This is a genomic window from Kitasatospora sp. NPDC053057 (assembly GCF_044546945.1).
Classification (GTDB): domain Bacteria; phylum Actinomycetota; class Actinomycetes; order Streptomycetales; family Streptomycetaceae; genus Kitasatospora.
The window spans coordinates 262,539-279,330 of sequence record NZ_JBITZP010000003.1 but is presented as its reverse complement, the minus strand read 5'-3'; the positions used below and the strand labels follow the sequence as shown (position 1 = coordinate 279,330).

The window sequence follows — 16,792 nt, the reverse complement described above, 5'->3', positions numbered from 1 at the left end:
TTTGAGGACTGGAACGGTCATTCAGGGCAAGGGTGGGCGCGTGAGCGAGCGCAGCGAGCGAACCATCAAGAGGTGCGTGTGGGCGAATGCCCCTGCCGAGCGCAGCGAGGTGGGCGCATGAGTTCGTCCGACTTCGGTGACTTCGCCGAGTTCGCACCGCTCGGTGATCCCAGCGACCCCGCCAGCCGTCCGGCCCGGCTCGCGGTCGGTGTGCTCGGCACCGGCCGGGTCGGCCCGGCGCTGGGCGCCGCGCTGCAGCTCGCCGGGCACACCGTGGTCGCCGCCTCCGGGGTGTCCGCCGCCTCCCGGCGCCGCGCCGACACGCTGCTGCCGGGCGTGCGGATCGTCACCCCGCCGCAGGTCATGGCCGCCGCCGACCTGGTCCTACTGACCGTCCCGGACGACGCGCTGGCCGACCTGGTGACCGGCCTGGCCGCCACCGGCGCCGTCCGCCCCGGCCAGCTGCTGGTGCACACCTCCGGCGCGCACGGCGTCGGCATCCTGGAGCCCGCCACCCGGGCCGGGGCGCTGCCGCTGGCCCTGCACCCGGCGATGACCTTCACCGGCACCTCCGTCGACCTGGCCCGGCTGGCCGGCTGCCCGTTCGGCGTGACCGCCCCCGAGGAGCTGCGGCCGGTCGCCGAGGCCCTGGTGGTGGAGATGGGCGGCGAGCCCGAGTGGGTGCCCGAGGAGGTCCGCCCGCTCTACCACACCGCCCTCGCGCACGGCGCGAACCACCTGGTCACCCTGGTCGCCCAGGCCATCGAGCTGCTGCGCACGGCCGGTGTCGCCGAGCCCGGCCGGATGCTCGGCCCGCTGCTCGGCGCCGCCCTGGACAACAGCCTGCGCTCCGGCGACGCGGCCCTCACCGGCCCGGTCGCCCGGGGCGACGCGGGCACCGTGCGGCGCCATCTGGCGCAGCTCAGTACGGTGTCCCCGGACATCCCGGCGGCCTACCGGGCGATGGCCCGCGCCACCGCGCAGCGGGCGCTCGCCAACGGGACGATCGACGACGCGTCGGCGGCGGCGCTGCTGGACGTACTGAACGAGGAGAAGCCAGATGGCACGCGGTAAGCAGCCGAACAAGCCCCAGCGAACGCCGAAGGTCCACCGGGCCGTCGTCACCCGCACCGTGGACGACTTCGAGGCCGCGTTCTGGCCGGACGAGCAGCCGGTGGACAACGCCGTGGTGATGACCATGGGCGCCCTGCACGAGGGCCACGCCGCGCTGATCCGGGCCGCCCGCAAGCAGGTCGGCCGGGACGGCCGGGTGGCGGTGACGGTCTTCGTCAACCCGCTGCAGTTCGGCCCGTCCGAGGACCTGGAGCGCTACCCGCGCACCCTCGACGACGACGTGAGGCTGGCCGAGGAGAACGGCGCCGACGTGGTCTTCGCGCCCTCCGTGGAGGAGGTCTACCCGAACGGTGAGCCGCAGGTGCGCCTGGCGGCCGGCCCGATGGGCGACCGCTTCGAGGGCGCCACCCGGCCCGGCCACTTCGACGGCGTGCTGACCGTCGTCGCCAAGCTGCTGCACATCACCGACCCTGACTTCGCCTTCTTCGGCCAGAAGGACGCCCAGCAGCTGGCGGTCATCCAGCGGATGGTCGCCGACCTGGACTTCGACGTCGAGATCGTCGGCGTGCCGACCGTCCGCGAGGAGGACGGCCTGGCGCTGTCCTCGCGCAACCGCTACCTCTCCGAGGAGGAGCGCGGCCACGCCCTCGCCCTGTCCCGGGCCCTGTTCGCCGGCCGGGACGTCGCCGCCCAGGGCCCGAAGGCCGTGCGCGAGGCCGCCTCGGCCGTCCTGGACGGCGCCGAGGGTGTCACCCTTGACTACCTCGCCCTGATCGACCCGCACGACTTCTCGGAGGCGGCGGACGACTTCCAGGGCGAGGCGGTGCTGGCCGTCGCCGCGAAGGTGGGCTCGACCCGCCTGATCGACAACGTCCACGTCATCTGCCGCTAGGCGGATGACCGTCAAGCACAGAATCGTCCGGTAGTACCGGAAGCAAGAACCCCCCTTCAGGCATGCACTCACAGGAGGCGTGACCACATGCTCCGCACCATGCTCAAGTCCAAGATCCACCGGGCCACCGTGACCCAGGCCGACCTGCACTACGTCGGCTCCGTCACGGTGGACGAGGACCTGCTCGACGCCGCCGACCTGCTCCCCGGCGAGCTGGTCCACATCGTCGACATCAACAACGGCGCCCGGCTGGAGACCTACACGATCGCCGGCCCGCGCGGCACCGGCGTGATCGGCATCAACGGCGCCGCCGCCCGCCTGGTCCACCCGGGCGACCTGGTCATACTCATCGCCTACGGGCAGATGGACACGGCCGAGGCCAAGGGCTACGAGCCGAAGGTCGTCTTCGTGGACGAGCACAACCGGATCACCGGCCTCGGCGGGGACCCGGCCGAGGCCCAGGAGGGCACCGGACTGCTGCGCGGTGACCTGGGGGCACCTCCCGGCCGTCAGGCCGGGGGCGCGTACCGTGGCGAAGACGGCGCGGCCACCGCGGCCACGCGCTGAAGGAGCCACTGAGCCATGTCCGTTACGCATCGCCTCGCCGCCCCGACCCCCGGTTGGACCGCCACCACCGACGTGGTCGTGGTCGGCTCCGGGGTGGCCGGTCTCACCGTCGCCCTCAACGTCCGCAAGGCCGGCCTGCGGGCCATGGTGGTCACCAAGGCGATGCTGGACGAGGGCTCGACCCGCTGGGCCCAGGGCGGCGTCGCGGCCGCCCTGGGCGAGGGGGACACCCCCGAGCAGCACCTGGACGACACTCTGGTGGCCGGTGCCGGGGTCTGCGACGAGGAGGCCGTCCGCACCCTGGTCACCGAGGGCCCGGGCGCCGTCCGCCGGCTGATCGCCACCGGCGCCCTGTTCGACCGGGGCGAGGACGGCGAGATCCTGCTGACCCGGGAGGGCGGCCACCACCGCGACCGGATCGTCCACGCGGGCGGGGACGCCACCGGCGCCGAGATATCCCGCGCCCTGGTCGCCGCCGTCCGCACCGACCCGGAGATCGAGCTGATCGAGCACGCGCTCGTCCTCGACCTGCTGACCGACGCCGAGGGCCACGCCGCCGGGCTGACCCTGCACGTGATGGGCGAGGGCCAGCGGGACGGCGTCGGCGCCGTCCGCGCCCGCGCGGTGGTGCTCGCCACCGGCGGCATGGGCCAGGTGTTCTCCGCCACCACCAACCCGGCGGTCTCCACCGGCGACGGCGTGGCGCTGGCGCTGCGGGCCGGCGCCGCCGTCACCGACCTGGAGTTCGTCCAGTTCCACCCCACCGTGCTCTGGCTCGGCCCGGAGGCCGAGGGCCAGCAGCCGCTGGTCTCCGAGGCGGTGCGCGGCGAGGGCGCCCACCTGGTGGACGCCGACGGCGTCCGCTTCATGGTCGGGCAGCACGAGCTGGCCGAGCTGGCCCCGCGCGACATCGTCGCCAAGGCGATCACCCGGCGCATGCAGGAGCAGGGCGCCGAGCACATGTTCCTGGACGGGCGGCACTTCGGCGCCGAGATGTGGGAGCACCGCTTCCCGACCATCCTCGCCTCCTGCCGCGCGCACGGCATCGACCCGGTCACCGCGCCGATCCCGGTCGCCCCGGCCGCGCACTACGCCTCCGGCGGCGTCCGGACCGACCGGCGGGGCCGCACCAGCGTCCCGGGCCTGTACGCCTGCGGCGAGGTCGCCTGCACCGGGGTGCACGGCGCCAACCGCCTGGCCTCCAACTCGCTGCTGGAGGGCCTGGTCTTCGCCGAGCGGATCGCCGCCGACCTGGCCGGCCTGCACGCGGCCGGCGAGCTGCCCGAGCGCACGGTGGACGTCGCCGCCGCCCGGGCCGCCCGGCCGGTGCCGCTGCCGCCGTCCGAGGCGCGGGCCGAGATCCAGCGGCTGATGTCGCGCGGTACGGGCGTGCTGCGCTCGGCCGCCTCGATGGCCGGCACCGCGGCCGGGCTCGCCCTGATCGCCGAGCAGGCCCACTCGCACGTGGCCGAGGAGAAGCCGGCCGACCCCCGGGTGGAGACCTGGGAGGCCGCCAACCTGCTGCTGGTCGCCACCGCCCTGGTCGCGGCCGCCGCACAGCGCGAGGAGACCCGCGGCTGCCACTGGCGCGAGGACTTCCCCGAGCGCGACGACGCCCACTGGCGGCGCCACCTGATCACCACCCTCGCCGCCTCCGGCGACCCCGTCAGCACCCCTGAGGAGCAGTAGAACCATGACCCACTCCCACGAGGAACTCCCCCTGGCCGACCAGGGCGGCTGCGGCGACGGCTGCGCCTGCGGGGACGGCGAGGGCTACGAGACCGGCCTGGACCCGCAGCTCGCCGAGCTGCTGGAGCAGGCCGGGCTGGACCCGATCGAGGTCGAGGACATCGCCACCCTGGCGCTGGCCGAGGACCTGGCCGGCGGCGAGGACGTCACCTCGGTGGCCACCGTGCCCGCCGACGCCGTCGCGACCGCCGACTTCACCGCCCGCCAGGCCGGCGTGGTCGCCGGTCTGCGGGTCGCCGAGGCCGTCGTCTCGCTGGTCTGCGAGGAGGATTTCGAGGTCGAGCGGCACGTCGAGGACGGCGACCGGGTGGAGGCCGGCCAGGTGCTGCTGTCCGTCCGGTCCCGCACCCGCGACCTGCTGACCGCCGAGCGCAGCGCGCTCAACCTGCTCTGCCACCTGTCCGGCATCGCCACCGCGACCCGGGCCTGGGCGGACGCCCTGGAGGGCACCGGCGCGGTCGTCCGGGACACCCGCAAGACCACCCCTGGCCTGCGCGCGCTGGAGAAGTTCGCGGTGCGCTGCGGCGGCGGCGCCAACCACCGGATGGCGCTCTCGGACGCCGCCCTGGTGAAGGACAACCACGTGGTGGCGGCCGGCGGCGTGGCCGAGGCCTTCCGGGCCGTCCGGGCCGCGTACCCGGAGCTGCCGGTCGAGGTCGAGGTGGACGCCCTGGAGCAGATCGCGCCGGTGCTGGACGCCGGGGCGGACCTGATCCTGCTGGACAACTTCACCGTCGAGCAGCTGAAGGAGGCCGTCGCGCTGGTGGCCGGCCGGGCGAAGCTGGAGGCCTCCGGCGGACTCACCCTGGCCGGCGCGCGCGAGGTCGCCCAGACTGGTGTCGACTACCTGGCCGTGGGCGCGCTGACCCACTCCTCGCCGGTCCTGGACATCGGCCTGGACCTGCGCGCCTGACCGTCAGGTCGAGAGCAGTCCCTGCCCCGGCCCCGTCCCGACTCGCAGAAAGCGTCCCCGTGCTCCTCACCATCGACGTCGGCAACACCCAGACCACGCTCGGCCTGTTCGACGGCGAGGAAGTGGTGGAACACTGGCGGATCTCCACCGATCCGCGCCGCACGGCCGATGAACTGGCGGTGCTGCTGCAGGGGTTGATGGGCAACCACAACGCGGTCCGGGAGGCCAAGGTGGAGGGCCTGGCGATCTGCTCCTCCGTTCCCGCCGTGCTCCACGAGCTCCGCGAGGTGACCCGCCGTTACTACGGCGACGTCCCCGCGGTGATCGTGGAGCCCGGCGTGAAGACCGGGGTGCACGTCCTGATGGACAACCCCAAGGAGGTCGGCGCCGACCGGATCGTCAACGCGCTGGCCGCCAACCACCTGTACGGCGGCCCGTGCATCGTGGTCGACTTCGGCACCGCGACCACCTTCGACGCCGTCAACGCCCGCGGCGACTACGTCGGCGGCGCGATCGCCCCCGGCATCGAGATCTCGGTCGAGGCGCTCGGCGTCCGCGGCGCCCAGCTGCGCAAGATCGAGCTGGCCCGCCCGCGCAACGTGATCGGCAAGAACACCGTCGAGGGCATGCAGTCCGGCATCCTCTACGGCTTCGCCGGACAGGTCGACGGCCTGGTCGAGCGGATGGCCCGGGAGCTGGCCAAGGACCCGGACGACGTCCAGGTGATCGCCACCGGCGGCCTCGCCCCCCTGGTCCTCGGCGAGGCCACCACCATCGACGTCCACGAGCCCTGGCTGACCCTGATCGGCCTGCGCCTGGTGTACGAGCGCAACCGGCCCAGCTGACCGGCGAGGACGGGCCCTGGTTCCGTCGGGCCGATCGTGCGGAATTCCGCGTGACGTTACCGACAAATCGGATATTCCTCACGTAGTGTCAACCCATGCCTACGCCACACGGATCGCGCGGCGGCATGGCCTTCAGCGCCGACGAAGTCCGCGTGCTGCGCCGAGCCCTCGCCCAAGCCCTGCACCCCGCCGTCCCCGTCCACCTCCAGGGGCCCGACCGGACGGCGTTCGCCGGGCCGGGCGCCGAGCTGTGGGCGGAGGACGTCCAGGAAGCCCTGCGCCTGACCGAGGCGATCGACGAGGCCGTCCAGGAGGGCGGCCGGCTGCGCGCCTTCCTGCTCGCCGACCTCGGCCGCTACCGCTCCGCCCTGCCCGGCAGCGCCCCCGGCTACCTGGAGCGGCTGGAGGAGGCCGTGACCGACGGCTACCTGCCCGGCCCCGAGGACCTCACCGCACTGCGCGGGCTGACCCGCCAGCCCTGCGGCCACGGCGAACGGGCCCGCCGCTCCCGGCTGGCCGGGCGCTGCCACGCGCTGGCCGAGGCCGCCGTGCGCGAACGGCTCGCGCTCACCGCCGGGCACCCGCGCCACCTGGTAGCCGTACCGAACCCCGCCGCACCCCCGAGCAGTCACCCCACCCCTGTAGGAGGACGGACCACGATGAGCAGCAACGACTCCCGGGACTCCCGCCCGGAGCAGCCCGCCGCCACGCCGACCCCGCCCCGCCCGCACCGGATGCCCACCCCGGCCGAACTCTTCGGCCGCCGCCCCAAGCCCCCGGCCCGCCCGGCCGAGCCGGCCGAGGAGACCCCGGACGAGATCGAACTGCGCACCGGCACCGGCTGAGCCGCCCGACCCCCGGAGGGGAGGCCGTCGACCCGACGGCCTCCCCTCACGCGTCATCCGGTCGCGGAGCACGGTGTACGGCTGGCTACCCTTGTGGGGTGAGCGATCAGAGCCTTATTCCCGCGACCGACGACCTTCCCGAGCAGATGCGCGTCCGGCGCGAGAAGCTGGACCGGCTCCGGGCGGCCGGCGTCGACCCGTACCCGGTCGGATTCCCCCGCACCAGCACCATCGCCGACCTGCGCGCCAAGCACCCGGACCTCGAACCCGACACCGCGACCGGTGAGCGCGCCGGCATCACCGGCCGGGTGATCCTCTCCCGCACCGGTGGCAAGCTCTGCTTCGCGACCCTGCGCGACGGCACCGGCGACCTCCAGGTGATGTTCTCCCTGGACAAGCTCGGCCCCGAGCGGCTGGCGGCCTGGAAGTCCGACATCGACCTCGGCGACCAGGTCGGCGTCGAGGGCGAGGTGATCACCTCCAAGCGCGGCGAGCTGTCGGTGATGGTGGACCGCTGGGAGCTCACCGCCAAGTGCCTGCGCCCGCTGCCGGACAAGCACAAGGGCCTGACCGACCCGGAGGCCCGGGTCCGCCAGCGCTACCTCGACCTGATCGTGAACCCCGAGGCCCGCGAGATCCTGCACCTGCGCAGCAAGGTCGTCCGCTCGATCCGCCGCACCTACGAGGACCGCGGCTACATCGAGGTCGAGACCCCGATGCTGCAGCCCGTGCACGGCGGCGCCAACGCCCGTCCGTTCAAGACGCACATCAACGCGTACGACATCGACCTGTACATGCGCATCGCCCCCGAGCTGTACCTCAAGCGGCTGGTGGTCGGCGGCGCCGAGAAGGTCTTCGAGATCAACCGCAACTTCCGCAACGAGGGCGCGGACGCCACCCACAACCCGGAGTTCACCTCGCTGGAGTCGTACGAGGCCTACGGCGACTACGACACCCAGGCCGAGCTGATCCGCGAGACGATCGTCAACGCCGCCCGGGACGCCCTGGGCACCACCGTGATCAAGGGCGTGGACGCGCACGGCGTGGAGCACGAGATCGACCTGGCCGAGCCGTGGGAGGAGGTCAGCGTCTACCCGGGCATCTCCGCCCACCTGGGCGTCGAGGTCACCCCCGAGACCGGCGTCGAGGAGCTGCGCAAGCTGGCCACCGAGCACGGCATCCCGTTCGAGAAGAACTGGGGCCACGGTCAGATCGTGCTGGAGATGGTCGAGCGCCTGCTGGAGGAGAACGCCGTCCGGCCGACCTTCATCAAGGACTACCCGACCGAGGTCTCCCCGCTGACCCGCCAGCACCGCTCGGTCGCGGGCGTGGCCGAGAAGTGGGACCTGGTGATCTTCGGCACCGAGATCGGCACCGCCTACTCCGAGCTGATCGACCCGGTCGAGCAGCGCGCCCGCTTCACCGCCCAGTCCCTGCTGGCGGCCGGCGGCGACGTCGAGGCGATGCAGCTGGACGAGGACTTCCTGCGCGCCCTGGAGTACGCGATGCCCCCGACCGGTGGCCTCGGCCTCGGCGTGGACCGCCTGATCATGCTGCTGACCGGCAAGAACATCCGGGAGACCGTGCTCTTCCCGCTGGTGAAGCCGGAGCCGAAGGCTTCCGCCGCGCCGGCGGAGAAGACCGAGGAGGAGTGACCTGATGGACTACGTCAGCGCGATCGTGCCGCCGCTGGTCATGGCGATCGGCTTCGGATTCCTGGTGCGGGCGATCATCCGCAGCCAGGGCGGGGCCCAGAAGGCCAAGGAAGACGTCGACTGATCGACGGACGCCGTCAGCCGCTCCTGAACGACCCGTGCGCCGCCATTCCCGATTCCGGGGGTGGCGGCGCGCCGGTTTGGCGCACTTCACAAGATTTGCCCCATTCACTCCCTATCCTGGCCGCACTATGGTCCGGCAACTCGGCGAACTTGAGAACGCCATCATGACCCGGGTGTGGCGGTGGAACCGACCGGTGACGGTCCGCGAGGTTCTCCTGGATCTGCAGTCGGAACGCGAAATCGCGTACACCACGGTGATGACCGTCCTGGACAAGCTGCACAGAAAGGGCTGGTTGCGCCGCGAGCGGGCCGGCCGGGCCTATCGATATGAACCGGTCTCCTCGCGTGAGGCGTACACGGCGGCCCTGATGAACGACGCGTGGGCCACCAGTGACAATCCGGCGGCGGCCCTGGTGCACTTCTTCGGCCTGATGTCCCCCGAGCAGCGCGAGGCACTGCGGGACGCGTTGCGGGTGGCGGCACTGTTCCCGTCCGATCCGCCCGGCGCGGATTCCGCCGAGGACGGCCCGGATACCGGCGGCGCGGATACCGGGGAGACCGCGCCGGGCGCGACGCGATAACGTCCGGCCATGGAGGTCACCATCCGCCGCGCGCGGACCACGGACGTACGGACCGTACGCGGGCTCATCGACGCCTACTCGCGCGACGGCATTCTGCTCGACAAGCCCACAGTCACACTGTTCGAATCCGTCCAGGAGTTCTGGGTCGCGGAACGCGACGACAACGGCGCGGTGGTGGCCTGCGGCGCCCTGCACGTGATGTGGGAGGACCTCGCCGAGGTCCGCACGCTCGCGGTCGATCCGTCCTGCCGGGGCTTCGGGATCGGGCATCTGCTGTTGGAGAAGCTGGTGCAGACGGCCCGCTGGCTGGGCGTCCGTCGGATTTTCTGCTTGACGTTCGAGGTGCCGTTCTTCGCGAAACACGGTTTCGTCGAGATCGGAGAGGTTCAGGAAACCGACGATGGTACGACAGACCCGGCGGCGATCGCTACGGATGTCTATGAAGAACTCCTCCGCTCGTACGATGAAGGTGTCGCCGAGTTCCTTGACCTCGAGCGGGTGAAGCCCAACACACTGGGCAACTCGCGCATGCTGCTGCACCTCTGAGCGGCTCCGAGCCGGTCAAGGGTTTGTGTTTTCCGGAGAAAGGCGCTTTCCTTTCCTTAGGCAATGGGTCGTTTAGCGGAAAGGGAAGCCCGTGGCACAGAGGGTGCAGGTCATTCTTGAAGACGATCTCGATGGCGGTTCGGCGGACGAGACGGTGACGTTCGCGCTCGACGGCGTTGCCTACGAGATCGACCTGAAGAGCGCCAACGCGGACAAGCTGCGCGGTCTGCTGGCGCCCTACGTGGAGAAGGGCCGCAAGCAGAGCGGCCGGCTGGCCGGCGCTCGCCGTCCGGGCCGCGGCACCGCCGCGCGCCCGTCCGGCAGCGCTCCCGACACCGCGAAGATCCGCGCGTGGGCCAAGGAGCAGGGCATGGACGTCAACGACCGCGGCCGGGTGCCGAGCACCGTCCGCGAGGCCTACGACAAGGCCAACGCGTCCTGACCCCGGCGCCACCGGCCCGCCGGAGCGGATGCGGGGCCCCGGCGGCCGCGTACGGCACCGACGACACACGCGCGGGGCGCGGAGGGAACACCTCCGCGCCCCGCGGTGCGCACCCGCAGGACCGCGGCGCCACCGGCACCGGGGCCCGCGCCGGAACGACCGGCCGGGGCGGCGGGCTCGGGCGGCGGAACAATCACGAGCTGTGCAACGCTGTAGGAGCGAAGCGGTAACGCGGACACCCCGGGATGGCGTACGACCGACCCCGGCTGCCGTTGAACCACCGTCACCGCGGCCCGACTTCTCGCCAGGCGAACACCGCCACCGCGGAAACTGCGCGAGAAGCGCCCCGATACCGGGTATGAATGCAGGTGGCCGGGTTCTTCGACCCGTCCAGGGGCAGCACGTACGACCGGCCGAAGACGGTCCGGCTCCGCCCCGGCGGCTCTTGTTCGCCGATGGCGTAGCGGTTTCCGGTGCATCCGGCCCACCTGTGGGAACACCGATTCCCAGCATCAGGTTGGGATTGGTGTCGGCTGGTCGCGCAGCATCTCGCTCCTCTACCGGGGAGTGAATCCGTGGGCCGCGCCGCTGAGCGGGACTAGCATGCGGAAGGACAGGGCGGGGACGGACCCCGAACTGCCCGACCGCTCTGAGGAGCGATAAACGATGTTCGAGAGGTTCACCGACCGCGCGCGGCGGGTTGTCGTCCTGGCTCAGGAAGAAGCCCGGATGCTCAACCACAACTACATCGGCACCGAGCACATCCTCCTGGGTCTGATCCACGAGGGCGAGGGCGTCGCCGCCAAGGCCCTGGAGAGCCTCGGGATTTCTCTTGAGGCCGTTCGCCAGCAGGTCGAGGAGATCATCGGCCAGGGCCAGCAGGCCCCGTCCGGTCACATTCCCTTCACCCCCCGGGCGAAGAAGGTTCTGGAGCTGTCGCTCCGGGAGGCCCTGCAGCTCGGCCACAACTACATCGGCACCGAGCACATCCTGCTCGGCCTGATCCGCGAGGGCGAGGGCGTCGCCGCCCAGGTCCTGGTCAAGCTGGGTGCCGACCTCAACCGGGTGCGCCAGCAGGTCATCCAGCTGCTCTCCGGCTACCAGACCAGCGGCGGCAAGGAGTCGGCCACGGCCGGCGGCCCCGCCGAGGGCACCCCGTCGACCTCGCTGGTCCTGGACCAGTTCGGGCGCAACCTGACCCAGGCCGCCCGCGAGGCCAAGCTCGACCCGGTCATCGGGCGCGAGAAGGAGATCGAGCGGGTCATGCAGGTGCTGTCCCGCCGCACCAAGAACAACCCGGTCCTGATCGGTGAGCCCGGCGTCGGCAAGACGGCCGTGGTCGAGGGCCTGGCGCAGGCGATCGTCAAGGGCGAGGTCCCGGAGACGCTCAAGGACAAGCAGCTCTACACGCTGGACCTGGGCGCCCTGGTGGCCGGCTCGCGCTACCGCGGTGACTTCGAGGAGCGCCTGAAGAAGGTGCTCAAGGAGATCCGCACCCGCGGCGACATCATCCTGTTCATCGACGAGCTGCACACCCTGGTCGGCGCGGGCGCCGCCGAGGGCGCCATCGACGCCGCCAGCATCCTCAAGCCGATGCTGGCCCGCGGCGAGCTGCAGACCATCGGTGCCACCACCCTGGACGAGTACCGCAAGCACCTGGAGAAGGACGCCGCGCTGGAGCGCCGCTTCCAGCCGATCCAGGTCGCCGAGCCCTCGCTGCCGCACACCATCGAGATCCTCAAGGGTCTGCGCGACCGCTACGAGGCCCACCACCGGGTCTCCATCACGGACGCCGCCCTGGTCGCCGCCGCCACCCTGGCCGACCGGTACATCTCGGACCGCTTCCTGCCGGACAAGGCGATCGACCTGATCGACGAGGCCGGCTCCCGGATGCGCATCCGCCGGATGACCGCGCCGCCGGACCTGCGCGAGTTCGACGAGAAGATCGCCGACGTGCGCCGCGAGAAGGAGAGCGCGATCGACGCGCAGGACTTCGAGAAGGCCGCGTCCCTGCGCGACGACGAGAAGCAGCTCCTGCAGGCCAAGGCCAAGCGCGAGAAGGAGTGGAAGGCCGGCGACATGGACGTCGTCGCGGAGGTCAACGAGGAGCTCATCGCCGAGGTCCTGGCCACCGCCACCGGCATCCCGGTCTTCAAGCTGACCGAGGAGGAGACCTCCCGGCTGCTGCGCATGGAAGACGAGCTGCACAAGCGCGTCATCGGCCAGAAGGACGCCATCAAGGCGCTCTCCCAGGCCATCCGGCGCACCCGTGCGGGCCTCAAGGACCCGAAGCGTCCCGGCGGTTCGTTCATCTTCGCCGGCCCGTCCGGCGTCGGTAAGACCGAGCTGTCCAAGACGCTCGCCGAGTTCCTCTTCGGCGACGAAGACGCGCTGATCGCGCTCGACATGTCCGAGTTCTCCGAGAAGCACACCGTCTCCCGGCTGTTCGGCTCCCCGCCCGGATACGTGGGCTACGAGGAGGGCGGCCAGCTGACCGAGAAGGTCCGCCGCAAGCCGTTCTCGGTCGTCCTCTTCGACGAGGTCGAGAAGGCCCACCCGGACATCTTCAACTCGCTGCTGCAGATCCTGGAGGACGGTCGACTGACCGACTCCCAGGGCCGCGTGGTCGACTTCAAGAACACCGTCATCATCATGACGACCAACCTCGGCACCCGGGACATCTCCAAGGGCTTCAACCTGGGCTTCGCGGCCACGGGTGACACCCAGACCGGGTACGAGCGGATGAAGGCGAAGGTCGGCGAGGAGCTCAAGCAGCACTTCCGCCCCGAGTTCCTGAACCGCGTCGACGACATCGTGGTGTTCCACCAGCTGTCCGAGGACGACATCATCCAGATCGTCGACCTGATGATCGCCAAGGTGGACGAGCGGCTCAAGGACAAGGACATGGGCCTGGAGCTCAGCGTCGAGGCCAAGAAGCTGCTGGCCAAGCGCGGCTACGACCCGATCCTGGGTGCCCGTCCGCTGCGCCGCACCATCCAGCGCGAGATCGAGGACCACCTCTCCGAGAAGATCCTCTTCGGTGAGCTGCGGGCCGGCCACATCGTGGTCGTCGACGTGGAGGGCGAGGGCAAGGACGCCAAGTTCACCTTCCGCGGCGAGGAGAAGTCGGCCGTCGCGGACACCCCGGCCGCGGTCGCTTCGTCCGGTCCGGACCTGACGAAGTAAGGCAACATCCAACAGACAACTTCACATCCACCGAGCCCCCGGCGTTCGCGCCGGGGGCTCGGTGCGTTCCGCCTCCCTCCGCCTCCCCGCGCGGGGCTCGGGCCTGGGGTTCCCAACTGACCGTCAACTGACGGAAAATCGGCGAGCATAGCGCCGTGGCCATGTCAGGGTCAAGGTCTATCTTTTCCCGCCCCACTTCGGTCAAATGACGTCCACCTGTCTTTCATATTGGTTTACCGAGCCTTGGCCAAGAGTCGGCTCGGTCGGGGAGGGCGTCACAACGTTGAAGACCACCAGGAGGGCCGCAGCGGTCACCACCGCGGCGGCGGTCATAGTCACGCTCGGCGCGGGCCTGTTCCCGAGCAGCGCCGTCGCGGCCGGCTCGGCACCGGTTCCGAAGGACCCGGCCGACGCGGTCCAGGCCGTCAACACCGAGCACAACATCCCGGGCCCGCTGACCGCCAAGGTCGACGCCGAGAAGAAGGCTGCCACCGAGCAGCTGCTCAACGGCACCGCCCAGGTCGAGCAGCACAACGGCAGCACCAGCGTGAAGCTCGGCAAGGACAAGTACGTCGAGCTCGCCCGTGAGCGCACGGACAAGATCTTCACGATCCTGGTCGACTTCGGCGACCAGGTCGACAACACCACCAAGACCGCCGACGGCAAGGTCAAGTACGGCGGCGAGGCCGGCCCCAAGCACAACGAGATCGAGGCGCCGGACCGCGCCACGAACAACTCGACCGCCTGGCAGGCCGACTACAACCAGCAGCACTACCAGGACCTGTACTTCTCCAAGGACAAGCCCTCGCTGAAGACCTTCTACGAGAAGCAGTCCTCGGGCCGCTACTCGGTCGACGGCGTGGTCTCGGACTGGGTCCGGGTGCCGTGGAACGAGGCCCGGTACGGCTCCGACTACTGCGGCTCCAACGTCTGCTCCAGCGCCCAGGACCTGATCCGCGACGCCGTCGACATCTGGTACAAGGACCAGGTGGCGAAGGGTCAGACCGAAGCGCAGATCAAGGCGACCCTGGCCCAGTACGACCAGTGGGACCGCTACGGCTCGCACCACGACGGGAACTTCAACCAGCCCGACGGGTACATCGACCACTTCCAGATCGTGCACGCCGGTGAGGACAAGTCGGCCGGCGGCGGCAAGCAGGGCAGCAAGGCCCTGTGGGCCCACCGCTCGTACGTCTACGGCAACCTGACGGGCCAGGCCGGCCCCGACGGCAACAAGCTCGGCGGCGTCCAGGTCGGCAACACCGGCATGTGGATCGGCGACTACACGATGCAGCCGGAGAACGGCGGCCTCGGCGTCTTCGCCCACGAGTACGGCCACGACCTCGGTCTGCCGGACCTCTACGACACCGCCGGCAAGGGCATCGACAACTCGGTCGGCTTCTGGTCGCTGATGTCCTCCGGCTCCTGGCTCGGCGAGGGCAAGGACAGCATCGGCGACATGCCGAACGACCTCGACGCCTGGAGCAAGTACCAGCTCGGCTGGCTGAAGGTCGACCGCGCCAAGGCGGGCACCGAGTCGACGCACCACATCGGCCCGGTGGAGTACAACTCCGACCTGCCGCAGGCGCTCATCGTCGACCTGCCGAAGAAGAGCATCACCACCGACATCAACAAGCCCTTCGGGGGCAACAGCGAGTGGTGGAGCGGCAGCGCCGACAACCTGAACGTCACGCTGACCCGGGACATCGACCTGACCGGCAAGACCAAGGCCGTCATCAACGCCAAGGCCTGGTACGAGCTGGAGCAGGACTTCGACTACGCCTTCGGCGAGGTCTCCACCGACGGTGGCAAGACCTGGACCGTCGTGGACGGCACCTGGAACGGCGCCGCCCTGCCCAAGGAGAACGGCCGCCCGGCCCTCAGCGGCCTCACCGCCGCCTGGGGCGACCTGTCCTTCAACCTGGACGCCTACGCCGGCAAGAAGATCCAGTTCCGCTACCGCAACACCACCGACGGCGGCCTGCACTACCGCGGCTTCGCGGTGGACAACGTCTCGGTGGTCGCCGACGGCGCCACCGTGTTCAGCGACGACGTGGAGAACGGCGACAACGGCTGGACCGCCGCCGGCTTCACCCGCTTCGGCGGCTCGTACACCAAGGACTACGCGCAGTACTACATCGCGGAGAACAAGCAGTACGTGTCGTTCGACCAGACGCTGAAGACCGGCCCGTACAACTTCGGCTCGGCCGCCAAGCCCAACTGGGTCGAGCACTACTCGTACCAGCCCGGTCTGCTGATCTGGTACTGGGACGAGTCGCAGACCGACAACAACGTCAGCGCCCACCCGGGCCACGGCCTCGTCCTGCCGGTCGACTCGCACCCGACCCCGATGAAGTGGTCGGACGGCACCCTGATGCGTCCTCGCATGCAGGGCTTCGACTCCACCTTCGGCTCGCGCCGCGTCCCGGCGCTGACCCTGCACAAGGCGGACGTCGAGACGGTCATCCCGAAGTCCAAGGGCGTCGACGAGTTCTCCGACCTGAAGTCCTGGTGGTCGAAGGACAACCCGTACGCCGGTGTCGACGTGCCGAAGACCGGTACCAGCATCGAGGTCGAGAACGAGTCCGCGAACTACCTGGAGACCTGGATCCGGGTCCGCCCGGTCGACAACTGATCGTCCTGACGGTCAGGCCGTGATCGCACGGCACTGAAGTCCCCACGCCGGCCCGCCCCCGCATCGCGCGGGGGCGGGCCGGACGCTTTCGGGGCTCAGCCTGCGGCGCGGACGGGGTGGCTGATCCGGTCGCCGATCTCCAGCGCGACCGTCCGGGCGGCCTCCAGCGCCTCGTCCAGGTCGGCCACCGGCACCTTCTCGCCCCACACGTTCTCGGCAGGGAGGCTGTCCTTGCCGTCCTGCTGGAGCAGGAACATCGACGAGTGCATGGTGAACAGCGCCATCGCGGCGCGCAGCCGGTCCTGGAAGCTCGCCTCCGGCCCGTGCACCAGCTGCATCATGGTGATGATCCGCTCCTTGAAGGCCAGTCCGGCCGGGGACTCCCGAAGCGCGGGCTGATTCTCGTGGAAGAAGCGCAGCAGCGGGGCCCGCTCGGCCATCCCGTCCGCGAAGCGGCGGATCAGCTCGTCGCGCGTGTCCGGGCTCCACTCCTGCTCGCGGCCCCATGCGATGGTCTCGTCGATCGGCGCGGCCATCCGCTCGACGATGCCCAGGACGATGTCGTCCTTGGTCTTGAAGTGGTAGTAGAGCGCGGCCTTGGTGACGCCCAGGCGGTCGGCGATCTCGCGCAGTGAGGTCTGCTCGTAGCCCTGCTCCGCGAAGAGCTCCAACGACACCTCGATGATGCGAGCCCGGGTGTCGCTGCGGGGGCTGTGCGGAGTGCCCATGGCCTGCCTCA

At 70.8% G+C, this 16,792-nt stretch carries 14 protein-coding genes; 13 read left to right on the top strand and 1 reads right to left on the bottom strand.

Annotated features, from left to right (window positions below; translation table 11 throughout):
- Window positions 1-117 precede the first annotated feature (117 nt).
- The 13 genes from ACIG5E_RS05870 to ACIG5E_RS05810 all read left to right on the top strand — a co-directional run bounded on the left by ACIG5E_RS05870 (window position 118) and on the right by ACIG5E_RS05810 (window position 16,053).
- Window positions 118-1,074, top strand: coding sequence for a Rossmann-like and DUF2520 domain-containing protein (locus ACIG5E_RS05870; protein ID WP_396531736.1), 957 nt, complete (start codon window positions 118-120; stop codon window positions 1,072-1,074).
- A complete protein-coding gene (gene panC / locus ACIG5E_RS05865) occupies window positions 1,061-1,966 on the top strand; it encodes a pantoate--beta-alanine ligase (protein WP_396531735.1) in 906 nt (301 codons plus the stop codon). The genes ACIG5E_RS05870 and panC overlap by 14 nt, the downstream gene beginning before the upstream one ends.
- An 87-nt stretch (window positions 1,967-2,053) precedes the next feature.
- A complete protein-coding gene (gene panD, locus ACIG5E_RS05860) occupies window positions 2,054-2,533 on the top strand; it encodes an aspartate 1-decarboxylase (RefSeq protein ID WP_396531733.1) in 480 nt (159 codons plus the stop codon).
- A 15-nt stretch (window positions 2,534-2,548) separates the two neighbouring features.
- On the top strand, window positions 2,549-4,222 hold the full coding sequence (locus tag ACIG5E_RS05855) for an L-aspartate oxidase (protein ID WP_396531731.1): 1,674 nt from the start codon (window positions 2,549-2,551) through the stop codon (window positions 4,220-4,222).
- Between the two features lie 4 nt (window positions 4,223-4,226).
- The gene (gene nadC, locus ACIG5E_RS05850; RefSeq protein WP_396531729.1) at window positions 4,227-5,195 is read left to right on the top strand and encodes a carboxylating nicotinate-nucleotide diphosphorylase; all 969 of its coding nucleotides are present in this window, start codon (window positions 4,227-4,229) and stop codon (window positions 5,193-5,195) included.
- A 59-nt stretch (window positions 5,196-5,254) separates the two neighbouring features.
- Entirely contained in the window at window positions 5,255-6,040 is a 786-nt protein-coding gene (locus ACIG5E_RS05845; protein WP_396531727.1) for a type III pantothenate kinase, read from the top strand.
- A 95-nt stretch (window positions 6,041-6,135) separates the two neighbouring features.
- Entirely contained in the window at window positions 6,136-6,885 is a 750-nt protein-coding gene (locus ACIG5E_RS05840) for a hypothetical protein (protein WP_396531725.1), read from the top strand.
- 98 nt (window positions 6,886-6,983) lie between these two features.
- Window positions 6,984-8,540, top strand: a complete 1,557-nt coding sequence (gene lysX, locus ACIG5E_RS05835; RefSeq protein ID WP_396531723.1) for a bifunctional lysylphosphatidylglycerol synthetase/lysine--tRNA ligase LysX — start codon at window positions 6,984-6,986, stop codon at window positions 8,538-8,540.
- 251 nt (window positions 8,541-8,791) lie between these two features.
- Window positions 8,792-9,244, top strand: coding sequence for a BlaI/MecI/CopY family transcriptional regulator (locus tag ACIG5E_RS05830; RefSeq protein ID WP_396531721.1), 453 nt, complete (start codon window positions 8,792-8,794; stop codon window positions 9,242-9,244).
- 9 nt (window positions 9,245-9,253) lie between these two features.
- A complete protein-coding gene (locus ACIG5E_RS05825; RefSeq protein WP_396531719.1) occupies window positions 9,254-9,790 on the top strand; it encodes an amino-acid N-acetyltransferase in 537 nt (178 codons plus the stop codon).
- A 91-nt stretch (window positions 9,791-9,881) separates the two neighbouring features.
- Entirely contained in the window at window positions 9,882-10,232 is a 351-nt protein-coding gene (locus tag ACIG5E_RS05820) for an Lsr2 family protein (RefSeq protein ID WP_030284382.1), read from the top strand.
- 666 nt (window positions 10,233-10,898) lie between these two features.
- Entirely contained in the window at window positions 10,899-13,418 is a 2,520-nt protein-coding gene (locus ACIG5E_RS05815) for an ATP-dependent Clp protease ATP-binding subunit (protein WP_270146220.1), read from the top strand.
- Between the two features lie 283 nt (window positions 13,419-13,701).
- The gene (locus ACIG5E_RS05810; protein WP_396531717.1) at window positions 13,702-16,053 is read left to right on the top strand and encodes an immune inhibitor A domain-containing protein; all 2,352 of its coding nucleotides are present in this window, start codon (window positions 13,702-13,704) and stop codon (window positions 16,051-16,053) included.
- Between the two features lie 95 nt (window positions 16,054-16,148).
- On the opposite strand, the gene ACIG5E_RS05805 is transcribed toward ACIG5E_RS05810, so the two are convergent.
- Entirely contained in the window at window positions 16,149-16,781 is a 633-nt protein-coding gene (locus tag ACIG5E_RS05805) for a TetR/AcrR family transcriptional regulator (protein WP_396531716.1), read from the bottom strand.
- Between the last annotated feature and the right edge of the window lie 11 nt (window positions 16,782-16,792).

What these genes read in the sequence shown, in the direction of transcription:
- ACIG5E_RS05855 (WP_396531731.1), top strand. Translation starts at nt 2,549, where the DNA reads ATGTCCGTTACGCATCGCCTCGCCGCCCCGACCCCCGGTTGGACCGCC.
- ACIG5E_RS05830 (WP_396531721.1), top strand. Translation starts at nt 8,792, where the DNA reads ATGGTCCGGCAACTCGGCGAACTTGAGAACGCCATCATGACCCGGGTG.
- ACIG5E_RS05825 (WP_396531719.1), top strand. Translation starts at nt 9,254, where the DNA reads ATGGAGGTCACCATCCGCCGCGCGCGGACCACGGACGTACGGACCGTA.
- ACIG5E_RS05815 (WP_270146220.1), top strand. Translation starts at nt 10,899, where the DNA reads ATGTTCGAGAGGTTCACCGACCGCGCGCGGCGGGTTGTCGTCCTGGCT.
- nadC (WP_396531729.1), top strand. Translation starts at nt 4,227, where the DNA reads ATGACCCACTCCCACGAGGAACTCCCCCTGGCCGACCAGGGCGGCTGC.
- panD (WP_396531733.1), top strand. Translation starts at nt 2,054, where the DNA reads ATGCTCCGCACCATGCTCAAGTCCAAGATCCACCGGGCCACCGTGACC.
- ACIG5E_RS05840 (WP_396531725.1), top strand. Translation starts at nt 6,136, where the DNA reads ATGCCTACGCCACACGGATCGCGCGGCGGCATGGCCTTCAGCGCCGAC.
- ACIG5E_RS05870 (WP_396531736.1), top strand. Translation starts at nt 118, where the DNA reads ATGAGTTCGTCCGACTTCGGTGACTTCGCCGAGTTCGCACCGCTCGGT.
- panC (WP_396531735.1), top strand. Translation starts at nt 1,061, where the DNA reads ATGGCACGCGGTAAGCAGCCGAACAAGCCCCAGCGAACGCCGAAGGTC.
- ACIG5E_RS05805 (WP_396531716.1), bottom strand. Translation starts at nt 16,781, where the DNA reads ATGGGCACTCCGCACAGCCCCCGCAGCGACACCCGGGCTCGCATCATC.